Genomic DNA, 20057 nt, shown 5'->3' with positions numbered 1-20057 from the left:
ACAACGCCCTCCAACGCCACCTCAACCCCAACGAGCAACAGGCGGGTTGACACAGGGCTTCTCATGACCGAACTCCTCCATAAGGGCCACGCCGGCCGTATCACCAGTATCAACGCCCCGGACAACCCGGGAGTGTCCCTCGAGCAGTCTTCTTAGCCGACTATCAGGTATGGCCGCCCCCGTCGCGTTCCGGCTTCGCTGGCAATGGATCCACTTCCGCGCTCCTGACGGCAATCCCTACGAGCTCGCCAGCCGCCGGAACAGAAGCCCCCGTACGCCGAGCCCAGGCGTGGGCGGGCCGTAGTACGAGCTAGGTCCGCCTGGCGACCACGCCGGTACAGGGCCGTCATCAGCTGGCCCCAGATGCGTTCGCGGAGGGGGTGGGCGGTGGTCAGCGCGCGGAGTTCGGGGACCAGGCGGGCGTGGAGGCCGAGCCGGAGATCGACGTCGATGCGGCGTTCGAGGACGCTCAGCCGGGTCTCGACGAGCGCGGGGATGTCGTGGCGGTCGAGTGAATCGGAACTCGGCAAGGTCCAGCTGCTCTGTGGCGACCTGGATCAAGTAGCCGTCCGGCAAGGTGCGCACGATCTGCCGTCGTCGCCGAGCGCGGTCCGGAGCCGGGTGATGTAGGTCAGTGAGGCCCGCACGTTGACCGGCGGATCCTCGCCCCACAACCGATCCGAGAGGACGTCGACCGGCACCGGCTGGCCCGCCCGCAGCAGCAACGTGGCCAGCAGCGTGCGCGGCTTGGTGGCCAGGGCGACCGGCACGCCGTCACGCACGACGCTCATCGGCCCCAGCACGGTGAAACGCAGCCCGCTAGTCAAGGAAGCCCCTCAGCTCGCCAGACCCCACATCGTAGTGGCCCGCAGAGCGGCCCAGCGGGGGCTGGGCCGCTCCTCTAGGTCAGGCGAAGGCTTTCAGTTCGTAGATTCGGGCGGCGGGGTCGGTCGATTGAGTCGGGGTGGTGATGTTCAGGCGGAGGTAGCGGGCTGAGACTCCCGTGAACGTGTGGGTGGTGACGGCGGCGGTGTTGTTGGTGATGGTGGATCGGGTGGTCCAGGAGGAGCCGTTGGTGGAGGTCTGGAGGGTGAAGGCGCGGGTGTTGAAGGTCGCGGACTCACCGCCTGCCGCGGCGTGGGAGATCTCGACCTTGCCGATCGTCTGCGCGGAGCCGAGGTCGACCTGGAGGTACTTCGACGCGGCCAGCGTGCAGAACTTGTCGGAGTTGCCGCCGGTGACGCTGCCGTTGACGGCCTTGGCCGGGCCCTCCGAGGAGGCGCAGGCTGCGGACCCGGTGGCCGGTTTGTTCAGGGCCAGGTTGACCGGGCCGCCGCTGCCGCCGGACATGGCGGATGTCATCTCGCGGGCCCACTGCCACGGGGCCGCCGTGCCACCCGGGTCGGAGTTGAAGTACTCCCAGCCGTCGACGCCGCCGAAGGTCGGGTACTTCGCGACCAGCGCGGCCAGCGTGATCTTCAGCGTCGGCAGGGCCACGTAGCCGCCGCAGTTCGCCGAGTTCGTGACAACGCCGGTGACCACCTTGGCGGGGGTGAACAGGCCGCGGTTGATGATGTTGTCGTAGCCGGTCGTGTTCACCATCGAACCCCAGCCGCAGTAGAACTGCGCGTTGTACCAGTCGATCTTCGCGCCGCGATCACGCTCGAGCGTCTCGTAGTTGAACCCGGACACGTTGCCGCCGCCGCTCAACGCGGTCGCGACCGGCGCGAGCGTGATGATGAAGCCGGTACCGAAGTCCGTGGTCAACTGGTCGATCAGCCGGTTGATGCCGGCCTGCGACATGTTCTCCTCGACGTCCAGGTCCAGACCGTCCAGCCCGTACGTCGTGACGAGGTTCTTCAGCCTCGGGTAGTACTTGTCGAACTCGGTGTCGAGCCGCTGGAAACTCCCCTGCGCGGCACCGCCGACGAAGGCCGAGACCTTGACGCCCTTGGCCTGCATGGCGTGCAGGTCCGCCCACATCTGGGTGAACTTGGCAGCCTCCGGCGGGTCGTCGTTGAGGTGCACGACGTCGGGATCGAGGTGAATCGCGCCCACCAGGACGTTGGTGACGCCGGTGTTGTTGTCGGTCATCGCCTTGGGCGACACGTACACGCCATTCAGGTACTGCGTCTGGTAGTACACGACGACCCGCTTGCTGTCGGCCGTAGTACTGGCCTGAGCGGCGGTGGGGGCGGAAAGTAGTGCGGCGCCGAGGACGGCGGCGACCGCGGCAGACAGAGCTCTACGCAACATCGAACACAACTCCTTCGAACCAAACCGAGATGGGCGGTGGGGATGGTCGAACAAGTGCAACGGTGCGGGTTATCCCTTGACGGCGCCCTCCTCCACGCCTTTGAAGAAGAACCGTTGCAGCGTCGCGAACACGATCACGATCGGGATGAACGCGATCATCGTGCCCGCGGCGATCAGCCGGGGGTTGTTGCTGAAGGTGCCGGACAGGTACTGCAGTCCGACGGTCAGGGTGTACTTGTCCGGATCGGTCAGCACGATCAGCGGCCAGAGGAAGTCGTCCCAGGCGCCGATGAAGGCGAAGATCGCCACGACGCTGATCGTCCCGCGCACCGACGGCAGTCCGATATAGACGAACCGCTGCCAGACGTTCGCGCCGTCCACGATCGCCGCCTGGTCGATTTCCACCGGCAACGAGCGGAACGCGTTGTACATCAGCAGCACGTTCAGCGCGCCGATCATGCCGGGCAGCGCGACACCGAGCAGCGTGTTCGCCAGTCCGAACTCCCGGACCGTGACGTACTGCGAGATGATCGTCACCTCGCCGGGCAGGACCAGAGTGGCCAGGAACAACCCGAGCACGATCTTGCGGCCCTTGAACTGCAACCGCGACAGCGCGAAGCCGGCCAGCGACGACCCGACGATGTTGCCTCCGACAACCAGTACTGCGACCTGCAGCGAGTTGCGCATGTAGTCCCAGACCGGGATGGTGTCGGCCACCTCGCCGTAGTGCGACAACGTCGGCTGGGCCGGCAGCAACCGCGGGATCCGGGTGTAGATGTCCTCGCCCGATCCTTTCAGCGAGGTGGACAACTGCCACAGGAACGGCCCGATGGTGATCAGCAGGACGAACACCAGCAGCACGTAGCGGACCACCTTCTCCCGCGGCGAGACGGTGTTGAACCCGAACGTCCCACCCTTGCGCCGCCGCCGGTTCGCAGTACCAGAAGACTCCGGTACTGCGACCGGCCGCGCGGGGTCCGTCACCACGGTCATGCGTCCGCCGCCTTCCGGTTGAGCCGGGCCAACGCCAGCATCGGTACCACGGTGACGAAGAACAGCACGATCGACAGCGCGGAGGCGTAGCCGAGGTTGCCCTCGAAGCCCTGGCTGTACTGCTGGATCAACATCACCACGGAGGAGTCCCGTCCACCGGGACCGCCGTTGCCGCCGCTGAGGATGAAGAGCTCCGAGAAGACCCGCAGGGCCGACACCGAGATCAGGATGGCGATCAGGATCATCGTCCCGCGCACCCCCGGGACGGTGATGTTGGTGAACCGCCGGAAGGCGCTCGCACCGTCGACGGCCGCGGCCTCGTGCAGCTCACGGCCGACGTTCCCGAGGGCGGCGAGGTAGATGATCATGTAGTAGCCGAGGCCCTTCCACACGGTCAGGCTGATCGCGCTGAACAGCAGCAGCCACTGATCGGACAGGAACGGCAGCGGCCCGGAGATCACGCCCAGCTTCTCGGCCAGGCCGTTGACCAGGCCGCGATCGTCCAGGATCCACTGCCAGATCAGCGCCACCACCACCGCGGACGCCACCACCGGCGTGTAGAAGGCCGTCCGGAAGAAGGTGATCCCGGGCAGCTTCTTCTCCACCAGGACCGCCAGCGCCAACGGCAGGATCGTCAGCAGCGGCAGGCAGACGATCATGTAGATGACGCTGTTCAGCAACGCGTAGCGCAGCTGTTCGTCGTGCAGCAGAGCCTCGAAGTTCTTCAGCCCGACGAAGGTCCCGCCGCCGATCGGCCTGGCGTTGGTGAACGACAGGATCACGGTGTTGATCGACGGCCACAGGTTGAACACCAGCAACCAGGCGAGTGCCGGCACGACCAGCACCCACGGGGAGAACCACCGGTGGTAGCGCATCGCGTTACTGGGCGAGCAGCTGGTCGGCCTTGGCCACCGCGGCGTCGAGGGCCTGCTGCGAGGTGACCTTGCCGGCGATCGCCAGCGAGATCTGCTGGTTGATGAAGTCGTTCGTCGCGCCGCTGATCACGGCCGGCTGCAGCGACTTCGCCTTGGCCAGCGACTCGAAGGCGAGCACCTTCGCGTCACTCTCGACGGTCCCGTCGCTCTTGGAGAAGTACGGGTCGTTCGCGGACGCCTTGGTGCTGGGGAAGATGTTGACGATCTTGGCGAACGCGGCCTGGTTCTCGGCGTTGGTGACGAACCGGGCCAGCGCGATCGCGGCCGCCTGGTTCTTGCTCTTCGACGAGACCGACAGGCCCTGCACGTACAGCGGCGGGATGTCCAGCGCCGGCGACGGGACGACCTTGCCCTTCAGCGACGGGTTGTCCTTCTGGAAGTCGACGATCGCGTTGCCGCCACCGGTGGTCCAGGCCACCTTGCCCTGGGTGAAGAGCTTGGAGTTGCCCAGGTACTCCTGGGTGAGGATGTCGCGCGGCAGGTACCCGGCCTTGTAGGCGTCGCGGTACTTGTCCAGCAGAGCGACCGCCTCGGGGGTGTTGAAGGTGAACTTCTTGCCGTCGTCGGAGACGATCTTGACGCCCGCGTTGGTGAAGTCGCCGATGCCGGGCAGCCGGCTCATCAGGTACTCCTTGCCGCCGGACTTGTCGTGCACCACCTTGGCGGCGGCGAGCAGTTCGTCGAAGGTCTTCGGCGGGTTCTTCGCGTCCAGCCCGGCAGCCGCGAACTTCGTCGAGTTCCAGTAGTCGATGTCGGTGTTCAGGTACCACGGGTAGCCGAACGTGCCGTTCAGCCCGTTGTACTGGTACGCCGTGAGGCCGCCCTCGACGTAGTCGGTCTTCACGGCCGGGTCGGCGGCGGAGACGTCGAGCAGCAGGTTCTGCTTGGCCAGCGGCAGCGCGAACTCTGGCGGCAGGTTGGTCACGTCGGGCAACTGACCCGCGGACGCCTGGCTCAGCACCTTCTTGTCGTAGCCGTCACCCGGCTGGTCCAGCCAGGTCACCTTGGTGCCCGGGTACTTCGCCTCGAAGGCCTTGATCACGCCTTCGACGTACGAGGTGAACTTCGGCTTCAGCGCCCAGGTCTGGAAACTGACCTCACCCGTCACCTTGGCGTTCGCATCGACAGTGGGCTGGCTGCCGGACGACGTGTCGTCGGAGGAGCCGAGGCCACAACCGGCGAGAGTGAGGGCCGCGACGGCAAGAGCTGCCACCGGGGTCAGACGACGACTTCGCATAGGTTTTCTCCTGAAGTGATAAACCGGTATAGCTCCTGCACTATCCACATCGTAGAATCCGCTGTCAAGGGGAAAGTTCGACGAAGGGAGGGGCCGTGGCCAGACCGACGATCTCGGACATCGCCGATCGCGCCGGGGTGTCGAAGGGCGCCGTCTCGTTCGCGCTGAACGGGCGTCCGGGGGTCAGCGACGCGACCCGGGCCAGGATCCTGCAGATCGCCGAGCAGATGAGCTGGCGACCGCACAGCGCCGCGCGCGCCCTGGGCGCGTCCCGGGTCGACTCGGTCGGCCTGGTGATCGCCCGCCCGGCCCGCACGCTCGGCGTCGAACCCTTCTTCGCGCACCTGTTGTCCGGCCTGCAGTCCGGCCTGTCCGCGCACTCGATCTCGCTGCAACTGCTGATCGTCGAGGACACCGCCGCCGAGATCGAGGTGTACCGGCGCTGGTCGTCGGAGCACCGGGTGGACGGCGTCATCCTGGTCGACCTGAGCGTGAAGGACCCCAGGATCGAGGCGTTGCGGGAACTGGAACTGCCGGCGGTGGTGATCGGCGGCCGCGGCGGCAAGGGTTCGCTCGCCTCGGTCTGGGCCGACGACCGGGACGCGATGCTGTCGATCGTGGAGTACCTGGCCGCGATCGGCCACCGCCGGATCGCGCACGTCGCCGGCACGCCGAACTTCCAGCACACCCAGCGCCGGATCCGCGCGGTCCGCGACGCCGCGCCCCGGCTCGGCCTGATCGACGCCCCGTCGCTGACCACCGACTTCAGCGACGCCGAGGGCGCCGCCACCACCCGCAAGCTGCTCTCCCAGGCGGTGCGGCCGACCGCGATCGTCTACGACAGCGACGTGATGGCGGTGGCCGGGCTCGGCGTCGCGATGGAGATGGGCGTCTCGGTCCCGGGCGACCTGTCCATCGTCGCGTTCGACGACTCGATCCTGACCCAGTTGATGCACCCGGCGCTGACGGCGCTGTCCCGGGACACCTTCGAGTTCGGCCGGCAGGCGGCCGAGGTGCTGCTCGAGGTGATCGCCGACCCGGCCACGGTGATCAACAAGCGCACCGCCGACCCGGTGCTGACCGTCCGCGAGTCCACCGCCCCGCCGGTGTCGTCATGACCCGGTTGGCGAAATTCACTAAACCGATTTAGCATCCCTGTCATGCTCTCGGAAACCGGCACGCCACGGTTCGGCGCGAACTACGTCCCGTCGTCCGGGTGGTTCTACAGCTGGCTCGACTACGACGGTGCCGCGGTCCGGCGCGACTTCGCCGACCTCGCCGGACTCGGGCTGGACCACGTCCGGGTGTTCCCGGTCTGGCCGTGGATCCAGCCGAACCGGGCGATCATCCGCGAGCGCGCGATCGAGGACCTGCTGGACCTGATCGACGCGGCCGCCGAGCACGGCCTGGGCGTCGCGGTCGACCTGATCCAGGGCCACCTGTCGAGCTTCGACTTCCTGCCGTCCTGGGTGCTCACCTGGCACCGCAGCAGCCTGTTCGAGAGCGACACCGTCCGCGCCGGCCTGACGGCGTACGTCGAGACTGTGGCGCGCGCGGTCGCCAGCCGTCCCAACGTCTTCGCGATCACCCTCGGGAACGAGGTGAACAACCTCTGGCCGGACAGCTCCACCACTCCGGAGAGCTCAACCAGCTGGGCGCGGGAACTACTCGTCGCGGTGAAGAAGGCGGCGCCCGGGGTGCTCGCGCTGCACTCGGTCTTCGACGACGCCTGGTACAAGCCGGACCACCCGTTCCGCCCGGTCGACGTGGTCGACCTGGGTGAGCTGAGCACCGTCCACTCGTGGGTTTTCAACGGGGTCTCCCGAGTGGACGGGCCGCTCGGCCCGGCGACCCTGACCCACGCGGACTACCTGGTCGAGCTCGCGGCGGCCACCTCGCTCGACCCGGCGCGACCCGTGTGGCTGCAGGAGATCGGCGTACCGGGTCCTGACATCCCGGTGGACCTCCAGGCCGAGTTCACCCGGCGTACGGTCGAGCTGGTGGTGCACAACCCGGCGCTGTGGGGTGTCACCTGGTGGTCGTCGCACGACATCGACCGGCGGCTGCTGGACTTCCCGGACCGGGAGTACGACCTCGGCCTCTTCACCGTGGACCATCAGCGCAAGCCGGCCGCCCAGGCGCTCGCGGACGTGATCGCCGAGGTCCGGTCCGCCGGAGTCAGCCCGCCGCAGGCGACCACGCTGACGAGCCCGGTGAACCTGCGCACGGAGCCGCAGCGCCGAGCCGAGATCGCCCCGGGCAGCGAGTTCCACCTCAGCTGGGTAGCAGCCCGCGCGGAAGGACCTGTCCGGATCGCACTGCCTTAACGGCGGTCGATCAGGACCTGGATACCGTCGAGGATGCGGTTCAGGCCGAAGTCGAGATCGTCGTCGAGCCCGTCCTCGTACTCCTGGTTGGTGTAGAGCGCGGTCAGCATCGGGTAGTCGCCGGCGGCCAGTCGTGGTACCAGGAACGCCCCCACCTCCTCCGCCTGCACCGGCGTCGCGTCGCTCGCCTCCAGTTGCCGGGCCAGGTTGGCGTAACTGCGGACGAATCCGTCGAGCAGCAGCACGCAGCCGAGGTTGTCGTGCTGGCTCAGTCCGGTGTCGTCGAGCACCTGTAGCAGTACTTCGACCCAGCTGAGCAGGTTCGGGGTCATCGGCGCACCCCGGATCGGGACATCCAGCAGCCACGGACGCTCGGAGTACCGCTCCAACTGGGCGTGCACCCAGGCCTGCGCGCCCTCGCGCCAGCCTTCGGCGGTCAGTCGAGGCGCTCGTCCCCAGGCTGTCTCGGTGACCAGAACGATCAGCTCATCCTTCGAGCTGACGTAGCGATACATCGCGTTCGTGCTGACGCCCAGGTGCGCGGCGATCTTCTGCAGCGAGATGGCCTCGAAGCCCTGGCTGTCGCCGAACTCGATCCCGGTGGCGACGATCTGCTGGACGCTGAGCGCGGGTTTCGGGCCGCGCCGCTGCACCGGCTGGACGCCCCACGACAGGGCGAGCCCAGCCGGCAACCGGACCGGCTCGTCGCTCATGTCCCCATCCTTCCGCACCCGGCGCCGTTCCGGCAGGACCCCGAGCACCACCGGTCACAGGGGACTTAACCCCACCTCCGAAACGGGTCCCAGACTCCTGCCGGGAGAAACTGTTCAATCCTTACGCTTTTTCTCGTTGGACCGGCACCGGGCCGGAACGCACCGCTGAGAAGAGGAACCAGAGATGAACACCTTCACCGCCACCCTCGGCCCGCTGGTCTCGCCGGACGAGATCCGGCTGACCGGCACCGACCGGCAGGCAGCCCACGCCAAGATCGAGAGCGCCGCCCGGCAGGGCACGCTGAGCGCGAAGCAGGCGGCCGACCGGCACGAACTGCTCGACACCGCGCGGACCCGCGGCGAACTGCGGCAGGTCTTCGACGGCCTGGACGACGCGGTCCCGCCGTCGGGACTGACCCTGGCGCTGCGCATCGCCACCGTCGGCTGGCTGGCCGTCTGCGCGATCCAGTTCGTGGTCTGGGTGGTGCTCGCGGTCTTCGGCCACTTCGACGGGCCGTGGTGGCTCTGGTCGGACCTCGGCCTGGGACTGGGCGTCGCCATCCTCTGGTGGACCAACGAGTCCTACCACCGCAAGTCCCACCTGCCCACGGGCCGCTGACCTCCTCTCGCAACTGCTTCGATCGAAGGTGACGACATGTTCCGGCTCGCCCTGCACCCGCCGAACGGATCGGGCTCGGTCGCCTACCCCGAACGCCACGGCGTCGACCGGCCCTGGTCGAGAAGCTGGCCCGTACTCCGGGCGTGGCCAAGGCAGTTCCGGACGTCTCGTTCCCCGCAGTAGTTGCTCCAGGCAAGTACACCCTGACCGGCCATGGCTGGCCTTCCGCCGAGCTCACGCCGTACCAGCTGACAGCCGGTACTGCGCCCGCCGCCGGCGAGGTGGTTCTCGACCAGCGCCTGGCCGGTACGTCGAAGCCGGGCGACAGGGTGAACGTCATCGTCAGCGGCGAGCCGCGCGAGTTCGTCCTCGCCGGTGTGGCCTCGCCAAGGCGCGAAGTGGACGCGCCGTCAGCGTTCTTCGCCGCCGCCGACACCCCGGACCGCGTCGACGCGATCGGCGTCTTCCCGGCTCCCGGTACGTCGGTGAGCCAGCTCGTGCGGCGGCTGGACCTGCCGGAAGGCGTCTCGGCGCTGACCGGCGACGACCGCGGCGCGGCCGAGTTCGCCGGGATCGCGACGAGTCTGCCGCTGATCATCCTGTCGGGTGTCTTCGGCGGCATGGTCGCGGTCGTGATGGCCCTGGTCGTCTCCGCGACGATCGGCCTGTCCGTACGGCAGCGCCGCCGGGAGCTCGCCCTGCTGCGGGCCGGTGGGGCCACCCCGGGGCAGGTCCACGAGATGGTGGTCACCGAGATGATGCTCGTCTCCATGCTCGCGCTGGCCGGCGGGCTCCTCCTCGGTCGGACGACCGGCACCTGGATCTTCGGGATGCTGACCGGCAACGGGATCGTGCCGCCGGGACTGCGGTTCGACCAGGGGCCCTTGCCGTTCGCCGGAGCCGCCGTGCTGACGCTGGTGATCCTTCGCTTGACGGTCGGTCTCGCCGCCGGACGGGCCGCCCGGATCAAGCCGATCCAAGCGCTCGCCGAGGCCGCAGTACCGCCGGTGGTGATGGGCAGGGCGCGGCTGATCATCGGCGCCGCATTCGCCGCCGCCACCGTCGGAGTCGGCGTCTCGACGATCTTCATGAGTCCCGCGAACGCCGCGGCGATCGGCGGACCGGCCGTGCTCACGGGCTCGATCGCCGTCGCCGTGCTCGGTCCGGTGCTGATCCGCGCGCTGCTCACCGACCGGGTGACCGGCTGGCTCGAACGCCGGGGTGGTAACAGCGGGGTCCTGGCGGCGATCAACCTCCGGGTCCGGGCGGTGCAGTTCGCCGCGATCCTGGTACCGATCACGCTGGCCACGGCGATCGCGCTGGGCAACATCTACTCGCAGACGACCCAGCAGAAGGCAGCGGTCGACGCCTACACCGACAACCTGTCCGCGAACGCCGTCATCACGAGCGACGCGGGCGGCATACCGGACGGTCTGTTCGACCAGGTCCGAAGTGCGCCGGGAGTCACCGTGGCGTCCGAACTGGTCCGGAGCAAGGGCTGGATCGAGGAGCCGTACGACACAACTCACACCAGCGATCCCTGGCCGCTGCTGGGTCTGAACGGGCCCGTCTACAGAGGAAAGGTCCACGCCGGATCTATGGAGCAGCTCACCGGTGACACAGTCGCCCTGCCGCCCGGAGCGGCCAAGAAGTTGAAGGTCGGCATCGGGGACGAGATCGGAGTACGGCTGGGTGACGACGCACTGGTCAAGGTGAAGATCGTCGCGCTGGCCGACGGCACCTCGGGGTACGAGTCGATCCTGCTGCCCTCGACTCTGCTGGCCGCGCACACGACGGCCGGGCTGCCGACGCAGATCCTGCTGAAGACGTCCCAGCCGAAGGCGACCGACCTGGAGAAGTGGCCAGGGACGACGATCGGCGGTCGCGACCTGCTGTCCGCGGCGTACGACGCCGGGCTCGGGATCGACGCCTGGATCAGCTACCTGCTGGCCGCGATCGCGATCGCCTACACCGCGATCGCCTCGATCAACACGATCGCGGTGGCGGTGCTCGACCGGCGGCGCGAGTTCGGCCTGCAGCAGCTGACCGGATTCACCCGGCGGCAGGTGGCGAAGATGCTCTACCTGGAGAACCTGGTGATCGCGGCCTTCGGGCTCGTGCTCGGCCTGGTCGCAGCCTGCTTCAGCATCTTCCCGATCGCCATCGCGACGCGCGGCTGGCCGATCCCGTCCGGGCCGGTCTGGATCCTGCTCGGCTGGGTCACACTCGTCCTGCTGCTGGTCCTGCCGGTCACCGGCATCACCGGCCGCCTGGCGATGCGCGCCGAGCCGATGGACGCGGTCAACTCCCCGGCCGGCTGATCACTCGCCGGTCGTGACCCACCCGTAGCCGCCGTCTTCCAGGCGAACCACCTGGAAGCCGGCGGCGAGGCGCCGTACGTCATCCGTCTCCAGTACTGCGGGCGCCGGCCCGGCGACGTCGAGGACGATAGCGGCGGCGCCCTCCTGGATCGCGGCGGTGGCTACCAACTGTGACTGGGCGGGCATCGGCCGCGCCTCGGGGCTCCAGCGGGCCAGACTCTCCGTGCTCGTGAAGGCCAGCAGCGCGTTCCGTCCGTCCTGGCCCTGCAGCAGCGCCACCGCCATGTCGGAGGTCTTGTCGTGCGCCAGCCCGCGCTCGTCGTACTCGACCTCGCCGAGCATCGCGACCACCGGCACCAGCAGCCGCGCCCTGGTCAGCGCGGCCAGGATCGCGCCCTGGTCGCCCGCTTGGAGGGCTTCGCTGAGCGCAGGATCGGCCGTCCCGTCGTCGTTGTCGAATCCGGTGAAGGCGAGGCGGCGTTCTGGTTGCACCCACCCATTGTCCGGGTCGCCTCCCCGGAGCGGGGTTTCAGGGTGGTGTCAGGGCTCTTCCCTCTTGGATCGTGGGGTTCCTGTGCGAGCCTGGGTATGTGCCTGACTTCAATGATCTGACGCTGCTGCCGTTCTGTGCCGGCCTGACGCTGCTCGGCCTGATCGCGTCCTGGGCCGCCTGGCGGCGCCGCGGACTCGCTTCGGGCGTCCGCGGCGTGGCCTGGTCGCTGCTCCCGGTCTCGCTGTACATGACCGGGCTGCTCGAGCTGCTCTGGGACGTGGTGAAGAGCGTCACGAGCTGGGTCACGCACCTGATCTTCTCCCCCACCGTGTGGGCCGGCGTGGCGCTGTTCGGCGTCTCGGTCGTGCTCTACGTGGTCTCCGGCGTCGCCATGGCACGCCGTGGTGACGCCCCGGAGAAGGTGGCCAAGCCCAAGCCTGCCTCCGACGCCATCGGAGAGCTGACGGCCTCCGGTCCCCCGGCGGCCAGCGCGAAGCCCACGAAGCAGGCGAAGCCCGCCAAGGCCCCCAAGGCGGGTAAGAGCCAGGAATCGTCGGAGTTCGACGAGATCGAGGACATCCTGAAACGCCATGGAATCAACTGACCCCCTGACCAAGGGCACCCCTAGCACCGACCCCCTGACGCAAGATCCCCTGACGCACGGGCCGCTGGCCATCGACAAGCTGCTCGACCACGTCCAGGAGACGCCCGCACGGCTGGGCCGGACGCGGCTGATCGGCGTCGACGGTCCCGCCGGTTCCGGCAAGACCACCCTGGCCGACCGCATCGCCGCGCGTGCGGAGGCGCGCGGCCTGCACACGCTGGTACTGCACATGGACGACCTGTACGAGGGGTGGGACGGCGCGGTTCGCGGGTTCGGGCTGCTCCGGGACCACGTCCTGAAGCGGCTGGCGGACGGCCGCGAAGGCCGGTACCGCCGGTACGACTGGCACCTCGGCAACTACGCCGAGCTCCACGTGGTCCCGGTCACCCTCGATCTGCTGATCGTCGAGGGTGTCACCTCGACCGACCGCGACGCCGATCCCTACCAGTCGCTGCGGATCTGGATCGAGACCAGCAACGAGGTCCGCCTGGACCGCGGTATCGAGCGCGACGGCGAGGCCCTCCGCGACCACTGGCTGGAGTGGATGCGCTGGGAACGCGACCACTTCGCCACCGAGAACAGCCGCCAGCGCGCCCAAGTCATCGTCGACGGCGACCCCACCGTCCCGTACTCAACAGAGACGGAACTGGTGACGAAGTCCGTCAACCTCACCCAGGACTCCGCCGCCTCGTAGTCCAGTCGTCTATCAGGCTTTCGCCGGGCGCAAGTGTGACGTTTTGCCCTTGTGGACAACGGGAAATGGCGGGGTTGGTGACTTGGTGTGCGCGCTCAGATGCGCATAGAATCGAAGACATGTTCGATGGCGACGTGGGAGAACTGGATACGGCCGAGCTGCTGCGCTCGACCGCGGAGCATCACGCCGAACACCGGCGGCTCGAGGTCAGGCTCATCGTCCACGCCCTGCGGTACGCCGACCTCCACCATTCCACGACCCACGATCGCGACCAAAAGCCTGGCAGTGAACGGGCGATCGTGCTCGGCGGAGCGGGCTGCCCATCGATCAGCGAGTTCGCCGCTGCCGAGTTCGGGGCCATGATGGACATGTCCGCGGGTGCCGCGGCGGCCTTCATCGGCCAGGCACTCGCCCTTCGGCACAGGTTGCCCCGGATCCTCGCGATGGTTCTGAACGAGGAGGCGACTCCTTGGAAGGCCCGGCAGATAGCCACTGCCTGCCTCGACCTGAGCCAGGAGGCCGCCGCCATCGTCGATCGGCGGGTTGCGGGGATCATCGATTCCGTCACCCCGCTTCGGTTGAAGAAGATCGTCAAGGCGGCGATCTGGCAGGCAGACGCCGCAGCAGCCGAGGCGGCTGCCCAGCAGAAGGCCCGCGAACGAGGTGTCTACATCGGTCGCTCGAACGACCACGGCACCAAGTCCGTCTGGATCCTGGCCGCCTCCGGCGATGTCATCCGTTTCGACGCCACTGTCGACGCGATCGCTGAAGCCCTGGAAGCCCTCGGCGACACCAGTTCTCTCCAAAGGCGCCGCGCCAAGGCCGTCGGTATCCTCGCCGACCCGACCTACGCCGCCGCCCTGCTGGCCCAGGCCTCCAGTCTTTCCGTGAGAACCCCGTCGCGCCCCGCCGCCTCGGCTTCCAGACATCTCAGAGAACCCGCGGAAGCAGAGTCGCCCGCCGTAGAGCCGGCTGAGCCGGGGGTTGATGACGAGGCGGACCGTGACGCACCACATCCGAGTCAAAGCGGGCTTCCTGATCCGCTGGACACTCCGGTCCGGACCCGGCACGAAGCGTGGGACGACGGCGACCACGGGCATGGCGACGACGATGACGATTCAGAGCCGGATCGAGCAGCGCAGCGTGCCCTGGCGGCGAGGCTTGCCCAGATCAAGCAGCAAGCCCATGGCAACACCATCCAGTCCGGCGGACGTTCACCGGGCCGGACAGAGGTTCTCGTCCACCTCACTGACCACACCCTCGCCACCGGCAGCGGAGTCTTGCGGGTCGAAGGCATCGGGCCGATGGTGGCCGGCCAACTGGGCGAATTGATCGGATACGGCCCGTACCTGGTGAGGCCGGTGATCGACCTCAACGACAAGGTCAGCGTCGACGCCTATGAGATTCCTGACCGCATTCGTGAGCGTGTTGCGCTGATTCACCCGGTCGAGCAGTTCCCGTTCGGGACAGCTGAGACGACCCGGCGGATCGACCTCGACCACATCGAGCCTTACGACCCGACCGGACCACCCGGACAGACGAGTACCAGCAACCTGGCACCCCTGCGGCGATTCAGCCACCGGGTCAAGACTCATGGTCGCTGGTCGGTCCGGCGTCTCGACGACGGCGCACTGGAGTGGACCAGCCCACACGGGTTCAGGTTCCGGGTCGATCACACCGGCACTCGCCGCATCGACACGCTGATGGCCGGCTCCACGAGCGGTGCGGGAGGATAGGCGGATGAGCCGACAGGTCTTGCCGTCCGGGGAGCAGTGGACGATTCGCGCCGGGGAGTACCTCGGCACCGTGGTGAGCGTGGGAGGTGGGCTGCGCGGACTCTCGTACGGCGGGCGCGAGGTGCTCGTGGGGTACGGCGAGGACGAGGCGGCGCATGCGGGGATCGGGCAGCACCTGTTCCCGTGGCCGAACCGGATCACCGACGGGAAGTACACCTTCCGCGGGGTGGACCAGCAGCTCTACCTGACCGAGCCGGCCCGGCTGAACGCGATCCACGGGCTGACGCGCTGGGCGAACTGGGAGCGCGTGGACGACGGGACCGACGAAGCCGTCGTGCACCTGGCGTACCGCGTCCACGGCCAGTCGGGGTACCCGCACCAGCTGGACCTGAGCCTCGACTATCACCTCGATGCCGAGGGCGGGTTGACCGTCACCGCCCGGGCGGTGAACGTCGGCGCCGGCGACGCGCCGTACGGGTATGGCTGCCACCCCTACCTGTCCGTCGGCCGGAAGATCGACGAGTGCGAGCTGGAGTTCACCGCAGCGGACTGGCTGGAGGTCACGCCGGATCGCCTGAGCCCGGTGGGACTCGCGCCGGTCGGCGGTTCGCAGTACGACTTCAGCCGGGCGAGGAAGCTGCAGGATCTCGACATCGACAACGCCTTCACCGGGCTGCCGGAGTCCTGGGAGGTGCGACTGACCGATCCGGACACCGGCAACAGCGCACGACTGCGCAGTGACACCAGGTGGATGCAGCTCTACACAGGTAACGCGATCGGCCGGGTCGGGCTGGCCGTCGAGCCGATGACGTGTCCGCCGGACGCCTTCAACACTGGCGACAACCTGGTCGTCCTGAAACCCGGCGACGAACACACCACCAGCTTCACCGTCAGCGTCTAGACAGGAGTCTGGCCGCCGGCACCGTGGGAGCGGGCCACCGCGGCCAGTTCCTTTGCTGCGCGGCCCGCCCGGGCGCCTTCCGACGCCTGCACCGCGAGGATGCCGAGTCTGTTGCCCTCAGCATCGAACAGCTGCAGCCAGGGGTCACCCGCGCGGAAGCGCAGCGCTTTCACGTTGTCCCAGCCGAAGCGGTAGCTCTTGAACACGTTCCGGATCCGCAGGCCGTCGGCGTACGCCGTGACGCGGACGGTGGCCATCCGGTAGAGCAGCCAGAGGATGACACCGAAGAACGCCAGCAGCGTGATCCGCTGGAACGGCGTGAAGCTGTCCCGCGACTCCGCCGACAACCGGAACCAGATCACCCCGAAGACGGCGATCAGGGACAACCCCATCGCGGTCGACATCATCGCGACCATCCACGGGTGGAAGGTCCACTCCGCCTGCGGGACCGCCCTGGCCTTCGGGGTCATCGGGGTCAGATCCGGCACGCGTGGATGTCCGTGGTGAGGATGGCTCGGCCGCCGATCTCCCAGAGCTGGTCCATGATCCGCTGTGCTTCGGCCCGGGGCACCATCACGCGGACGGCGACCCAGCCTTCCCGATGAAGCGGCGAGACCGTCGGCGACTCCAGGCCCGGCGCCACCGCGTTCGCGGCCTCGACCGCCTCGGCGCGGATGTCGTAGTCCATCATCACGTAGTTGCGGGCGACCAGGACGCCCTCCAGCCGGCGGACCAGCTGCTCGAGCCCGTTCGGCTGCTCCGCCGCCGCCGAGTGCCGCTTGATCAGCACCGCCTCGGACTTGAGGATCGGGTCGCCGAACACCTCCAGGCCCGCCTGGCGCAGCGTCGTACCGGTCTCGACGACGTCGGCGATCACATCCGCGACGCCGAGCTGGACTGCGGACTCGACCGCGCCGTCCAGCTTCACCACGGACGCCTTGACGCCGTTCTCGGCCAGGTGGTCGCTGAGGATGCCCGCGAACGAGGTGGCGATCCGCTTGCCCTCGAGGTCCTTCACCGACCGGGCGACCCCGGGCCGGCCGGCGAACCGGAAGGTCGAGCCGCCGAAGCCGAGCTCGAGGATGGTCTCGGCGTCCGCGTGTGAGTCGAGCACCAGGTCGCGGCCGGAGATGCCGACGTCCAGGGTGCCCTCACCGACGTACACGGCGATGTCGCGAGGGCGCAGGTAGTAGAACTCGACACCGTTGTCGGGGTCGGTCAGGGAAAGGTCCTTGGTGGTCCGGCGCTGCCGGTAGCCGGCCTCGGCCAGGATCTCGGTGGCGGCCTCGCTCAGCGAGCCCTTGTTCGGTACTGCGACGCGCAGCATGAAACGGCCAATCTGTAGATGTGAACCGGGGGATCTGCAGGAGCTCCTACAGATGTCGGTACACGTCGTCGAGGCTCAGGCCGAGCGCGTGCATCATCACCTGCGCGTGGTAGAGCAGCTGGCTCAGCTCCTCCGCGGCCCGTTCCTTGCCTTCGTACTCGGCGGCCATCCAGGACTCGGCGGCCTCCTCGACCAGCTTCTTGCCGATCGAGTGCACACCGGCGTCCAGCGCGGCCACGGTGCCGGAGCCCTCCGGTCGGGTCAGCGCCTTCTCGCCCAGCTCGGCGAAGAGTTCGTCAAAGGTCTTCATCGCAGGCTCAGCCTAGAGGTCGGCCGGTCGCAGGTTGCGATCAGGTCTCGCTGTCCGGACTTTCCCGAGGCGGTGAGTGGGCGTCGACGTACCAGGCGTGCCGCTCCGCGAGCAGCCGTTTCACCATCCCGAAGTCCATCCCGTCGGACTCGGTCCGCAGGTGGAACGGCGGCGGGTAGAAGCAGTCGCCGAGCAGCATCACGCCCGACTCGGGGTCGAGGACCACGAGCGAGTCCGGCGCGTGGTTCCCGCCGACATGCCGCAGCTGGACGCCGGTCGGCAGGGTCAGGGTGTCCTCGAAGGTCCGGTGCGGCACGACCACCTCGAACCCGTCCCAGTCCGGCATCGCCAGCGCGCGAGCACGGAAGCTCGGACCGAGCCTCGGGTTCTCGGAGACCTGGTCTCTCAGGTACTGGTGGCTCCACGGACGCTTGGCTTCCGCCTCGAGGAGGTCGACGGCCGTGGTGTGGGCGATGACCTCGACCTTCTCCCAGGCGGACGCTCCCCAGGTGTGGTCCCAGTGGTGGTGGGTGTAGACGAGGGTCGTGGGCGCCGGGAGATCCGCTGCTGCGATCGCCTGCTGGATCTCGGTGGCGTGGGCCGGGCTGTTGCCGGCGTCGACGAGGACGCTGCCGCGGTCGTCGGCGATCATCGCGACCGACGGGCGGACCGCTTCGGGGTCCGGGTCGTGCGGATAGAGCCAGACCCGGCCGCTGAGGTGCACCAACTCGACCATTTGCCCGACGATAGCTGGCATGCCATCGAGAGTCCGAGAACTGGGAGTCGTACCGGGTTCGCTGCCGACCGGTCCGCTGAATGCCATCACCGACGTACCGGGGATCCGGGTCGGGCAGACGACGATCGACGACGGAGGTGACCTGCACACCGGGGTAACGGCGATCGTGCCGGACGGGTACGCCGCCGGCCTGCCCGCGGCGATCGCGGTGGGGAACGGTTACGGGAAGCTGGTCGGCTCCACCCAGGTCGACGAGCTCGGTGTGCTGGAGACGCCGGTTCTGCTGACCGGGACGCTCTCGGTCTTCCGGGTCGCCGACGCGCTGCTGACCTGGCTGCTAGACCGCGATCCGACAGCGACGAGCCTCAACCCGGTCGTCGGCGAAACCAACGACGGCTTCCTCTCCGACATCCGCCGGCGTCCGATCACGCCCCAGCACGTCTTCGACGCCCTCGACTCGGCTTCCACCGATCTCCCCGCCGAAGGCTGCGTCGGAGCGGGCACCGGCACCGGCGCCCTCGGCTTCAAAGCTGGGATCGGCACGTCCTCACGCCAGGTCTCCGGCGGCACCGTCGGCGCACTCGTCCAATCCAACTTCTCCGGCACCCTCACAGTCCTCGGCACTCCCATCCACCGAGATCCCGTCGTTGAACCCGAGGGCAACTCCTGCATGATCGTCGTGGCCACCGACCTCCCCCTGGATGCCCGCCAACTCGGCCGCCTGGCCAGACGAGCGATCTTCGCCATGGCCCGGGTCGGCTCCGACTACTCCCCTGGCAGCGGCGACTACGCCATCGCCTTCAGCACGGCCCGCACCGGCGAGGGCATACAGGATCGCCTGCTGCGGAACGCCTTCCACGCAGTCACCGAGTCAACCGAGGAAGCCCTGCTGAACTCGGTGACGATGGCCCGCACCGTCACCGGGTTCGGCGGGAACACGCAGTACGCCGTTCCTCTCGAGCGGGTCAGCGAAGCGAGTAGGCGCGGATGATGGCGTGCTGTACGCCAACCGGCACAGGAAGGTTCTGCCTCAGTTCTCCCTCCGGCGGAAGGCGGGTGTGTGCTCGATCGCCCAGTCGGAGAAGGCGAGCGCCGGGCGGCCGAGGATCTCGGCGACGGTGGTGGTCGACGGCGCCGGACTCGCCAGACATTCGGCTAGGTAGCCGTACATCCGATCCGGGATATCAGCCGGCACCCCCTGGTCGAGCATGGCCTGCCGCGCCTGCTCGACCGGGATCTCCTCGAACTCCACCGGCTGTCCCAGCGCCTCGCTGATCACCCGGACCTGGGCCCGTTGGGTCAGCGACTCCGGCCCGGTCAGCGCATACGCCTTCCCCGCGAACTCGTCGTCGACGAGTGCGCGAGCGGCAACCGCGGCGATGTCGAGCGGATGGATCGGCGAGTAGGCCGCCTCCCCGTACGCCGTTCGCACCTTGCCAGTCGCGCGGATCTGCGGCGCCCACACCATCGCGTTGGACGAGAACTGGCTCGGGCGCAGGAAGGTCCACTCGAGTCCGGACGATCGGACCACCTCCTCCGCGGCCCGGAAGCCCTCCGCGAACCTGCGATACCCGCCGCCGTACTCGACCGTGATCGCCGACAGCAGCACAGCACGCCGTACCCCTTGAGCTACTGCTTGCGTCAACAGGTCAGGCAGCGAAGGACCGAAAGCGGCGAGGTTGAGAAAGACCGCCTCGACCCCGTCGAAGTCGGGCGCCGGGATTGTCCGGGCCGGCGAAGGGAGCGCCGCGCGGACGGGATCCCGGGTGACCGCGGTGACTTTGACGTCCCTGGCGACCAGGAGTTCGGTCAGTTCGCGGCCGACGTTCCCGCTGGCTCCGGTGATCAGGATCAT

Annotated in this window: 22 protein-coding genes; 9 read left to right on the top strand and 13 right to left on the bottom strand. The window is 68.3% G+C overall.

Annotated features, from left to right (window positions below; translation table 11 throughout):
- Positions 1–152 precede the first annotated feature (152 nt).
- The 6 genes from ACFPJ1_RS28145 to ACFPJ1_RS28120 all read right to left on the bottom strand — a co-directional run bounded on the left by ACFPJ1_RS28145 (position 153) and on the right by ACFPJ1_RS28120 (position 5421).
- Positions 153–530 (bottom strand): BTAD domain-containing putative transcriptional regulator, encoded by a 378-nt coding sequence (locus ACFPJ1_RS28145; protein ID WP_380108450.1) that lies wholly within the window; start codon positions 528–530, stop codon positions 153–155.
- 27 nt (positions 531–557) lie between these two features.
- Positions 558–791: a winged helix-turn-helix domain-containing protein gene (locus ACFPJ1_RS28140; RefSeq protein ID WP_380108448.1), complete on the bottom strand. Its 234-nt coding sequence runs from the start codon at positions 789–791 to the stop codon at positions 558–560.
- 115 nt (positions 792–906) lie between these two features.
- Positions 907–2256, bottom strand: a complete 1350-nt coding sequence (locus tag ACFPJ1_RS28135; RefSeq protein WP_380108446.1) for a discoidin domain-containing protein — start codon at positions 2254–2256, stop codon at positions 907–909.
- A gap of 69 nt (positions 2257–2325) precedes the next feature.
- Positions 2326–3249 carry a carbohydrate ABC transporter permease gene (locus tag ACFPJ1_RS28130; protein ID WP_380108444.1) on the bottom strand — a complete coding sequence of 308 codons (924 nt, stop codon included), beginning with the start codon at positions 3247–3249 and terminating at the stop codon, positions 2326–2328.
- Positions 3246–4124, bottom strand: coding sequence for a carbohydrate ABC transporter permease (locus tag ACFPJ1_RS28125; RefSeq protein ID WP_380108442.1), 879 nt, complete (start codon positions 4122–4124; stop codon positions 3246–3248). The genes ACFPJ1_RS28130 and ACFPJ1_RS28125 overlap by 4 nt, the downstream gene beginning before the upstream one ends.
- Positions 4125–4128: 4 nt before the next feature.
- On the bottom strand, positions 4129–5421 hold the full coding sequence (locus ACFPJ1_RS28120; RefSeq protein WP_380108441.1) for an ABC transporter substrate-binding protein: 1293 nt from the start codon (positions 5419–5421) through the stop codon (positions 4129–4131).
- A gap of 95 nt (positions 5422–5516) precedes the next feature.
- On the opposite strand from ACFPJ1_RS28120, the gene ACFPJ1_RS28115 reads away from it, so the two are divergent.
- On the top strand, positions 5517–6539 hold the full coding sequence (locus ACFPJ1_RS28115) for a LacI family DNA-binding transcriptional regulator (RefSeq protein WP_380108439.1): 1023 nt from the start codon (positions 5517–5519) through the stop codon (positions 6537–6539).
- Positions 6540–6581: 42 nt separating this feature from the next.
- The gene (locus tag ACFPJ1_RS28110) at positions 6582–7748 is read left to right on the top strand and encodes a glycoside hydrolase 5 family protein (protein ID WP_380108438.1); all 1167 of its coding nucleotides are present in this window, start codon (positions 6582–6584) and stop codon (positions 7746–7748) included.
- Here the strand turns inward: ACFPJ1_RS28110 and ACFPJ1_RS28105 are convergent.
- Entirely contained in the window at positions 7745–8461 is a 717-nt protein-coding gene (locus tag ACFPJ1_RS28105; RefSeq protein WP_380108437.1) for a TetR/AcrR family transcriptional regulator, read from the bottom strand. The two genes, ACFPJ1_RS28110 and ACFPJ1_RS28105, sit on opposite strands and share 4 nt — an antisense overlap.
- A gap of 184 nt (positions 8462–8645) precedes the next feature.
- Here ACFPJ1_RS28105 and ACFPJ1_RS28100 point away from each other — a divergent pair, with 184 nt between their 5' ends.
- Complete coding sequence (locus ACFPJ1_RS28100) at positions 8646–9080, top strand: DUF1707 domain-containing protein (RefSeq protein WP_380108436.1); 435 nt, start codon at positions 8646–8648, stop codon at positions 9078–9080.
- A 143-nt stretch (positions 9081–9223) separates the two neighbouring features.
- A complete protein-coding gene (locus ACFPJ1_RS28095) occupies positions 9224–11401 on the top strand; it encodes an ABC transporter permease (RefSeq protein WP_380108434.1) in 2178 nt (725 codons plus the stop codon).
- Here ACFPJ1_RS28095 and ACFPJ1_RS28090 read toward each other — a convergent pair whose 3' ends face one another.
- On the bottom strand, positions 11402–11893 hold the full coding sequence (locus ACFPJ1_RS28090) for an SseB family protein (RefSeq protein WP_380108432.1): 492 nt from the start codon (positions 11891–11893) through the stop codon (positions 11402–11404).
- A gap of 98 nt (positions 11894–11991) precedes the next feature.
- Between ACFPJ1_RS28090 and ACFPJ1_RS28085 the strand changes: the two genes are divergently transcribed.
- The 4 genes from ACFPJ1_RS28085 to ACFPJ1_RS28070 all read left to right on the top strand — a co-directional run bounded on the left by ACFPJ1_RS28085 (position 11992) and on the right by ACFPJ1_RS28070 (position 15829).
- Positions 11992–12498 carry a hypothetical protein gene (locus ACFPJ1_RS28085; RefSeq protein ID WP_380108430.1) on the top strand — a complete coding sequence of 169 codons (507 nt, stop codon included), beginning with the start codon at positions 11992–11994 and terminating at the stop codon, positions 12496–12498.
- On the top strand, positions 12485–13192 hold the full coding sequence (locus ACFPJ1_RS28080; RefSeq protein WP_380108428.1) for a uridine kinase family protein: 708 nt from the start codon (positions 12485–12487) through the stop codon (positions 13190–13192). Before ACFPJ1_RS28085 ends, ACFPJ1_RS28080 begins: the two co-directional genes overlap by 14 nt.
- 65 nt (positions 13193–13257) lie before the next feature.
- The gene (locus ACFPJ1_RS28075) at positions 13258–14928 is read left to right on the top strand and encodes a hypothetical protein (RefSeq protein ID WP_380108426.1); all 1671 of its coding nucleotides are present in this window, start codon (positions 13258–13260) and stop codon (positions 14926–14928) included.
- 4 nt (positions 14929–14932) lie between these two features.
- Positions 14933–15829: an aldose 1-epimerase family protein gene (locus tag ACFPJ1_RS28070; protein ID WP_380108425.1), complete on the top strand. Its 897-nt coding sequence runs from the start codon at positions 14933–14935 to the stop codon at positions 15827–15829.
- Here the strand turns inward: ACFPJ1_RS28070 and ACFPJ1_RS28065 are convergent.
- From ACFPJ1_RS28065 to ACFPJ1_RS28050, 4 genes are read right to left on the bottom strand one after another with little or no spacing between them, the layout of a single operon-like run.
- On the bottom strand, positions 15826–16317 hold the full coding sequence (locus ACFPJ1_RS28065; protein WP_380108423.1) for a PH domain-containing protein: 492 nt from the start codon (positions 16315–16317) through the stop codon (positions 15826–15828). The genes ACFPJ1_RS28070 and ACFPJ1_RS28065 overlap by 4 nt on opposite strands.
- Positions 16305–17156, bottom strand: coding sequence for an ATP phosphoribosyltransferase (gene hisG / locus ACFPJ1_RS28060; RefSeq protein ID WP_380108422.1), 852 nt, complete (start codon positions 17154–17156; stop codon positions 16305–16307). The genes ACFPJ1_RS28065 and hisG overlap by 13 nt, the downstream gene beginning before the upstream one ends.
- A 46-nt stretch (positions 17157–17202) precedes the next feature.
- The gene (locus tag ACFPJ1_RS28055; RefSeq protein WP_380108420.1) at positions 17203–17466 is read right to left on the bottom strand and encodes a phosphoribosyl-ATP diphosphatase; all 264 of its coding nucleotides are present in this window, start codon (positions 17464–17466) and stop codon (positions 17203–17205) included.
- A gap of 40 nt (positions 17467–17506) precedes the next feature.
- A complete protein-coding gene (locus ACFPJ1_RS28050) occupies positions 17507–18202 on the bottom strand; it encodes an MBL fold metallo-hydrolase (RefSeq protein ID WP_380108418.1) in 696 nt (231 codons plus the stop codon).
- Between the two features lie 19 nt (positions 18203–18221).
- Here ACFPJ1_RS28050 and ACFPJ1_RS28045 point away from each other — a divergent pair, with 19 nt between their 5' ends.
- Entirely contained in the window at positions 18222–19193 is a 972-nt protein-coding gene (locus ACFPJ1_RS28045; protein ID WP_380108416.1) for a P1 family peptidase, read from the top strand.
- Positions 19194–19232: 39 nt separating this feature from the next.
- Here ACFPJ1_RS28045 and ACFPJ1_RS28040 read toward each other — a convergent pair whose 3' ends face one another.
- Positions 19233–20057, bottom strand: coding sequence for an NAD(P)H-binding protein (locus tag ACFPJ1_RS28040; protein WP_380108414.1), 825 nt, complete (start codon positions 20055–20057; stop codon positions 19233–19235).

Source organism: Kribbella qitaiheensis (assembly GCF_042657745.1).
GTDB classification, from domain to species: Bacteria; Actinomycetota; Actinomycetes; order Propionibacteriales; family Kribbellaceae; genus Kribbella; species Kribbella qitaiheensis.
Note: the sequence above shows the minus strand (reverse complement) of the source record. Positions and strands in the feature narration are given on the sequence as shown.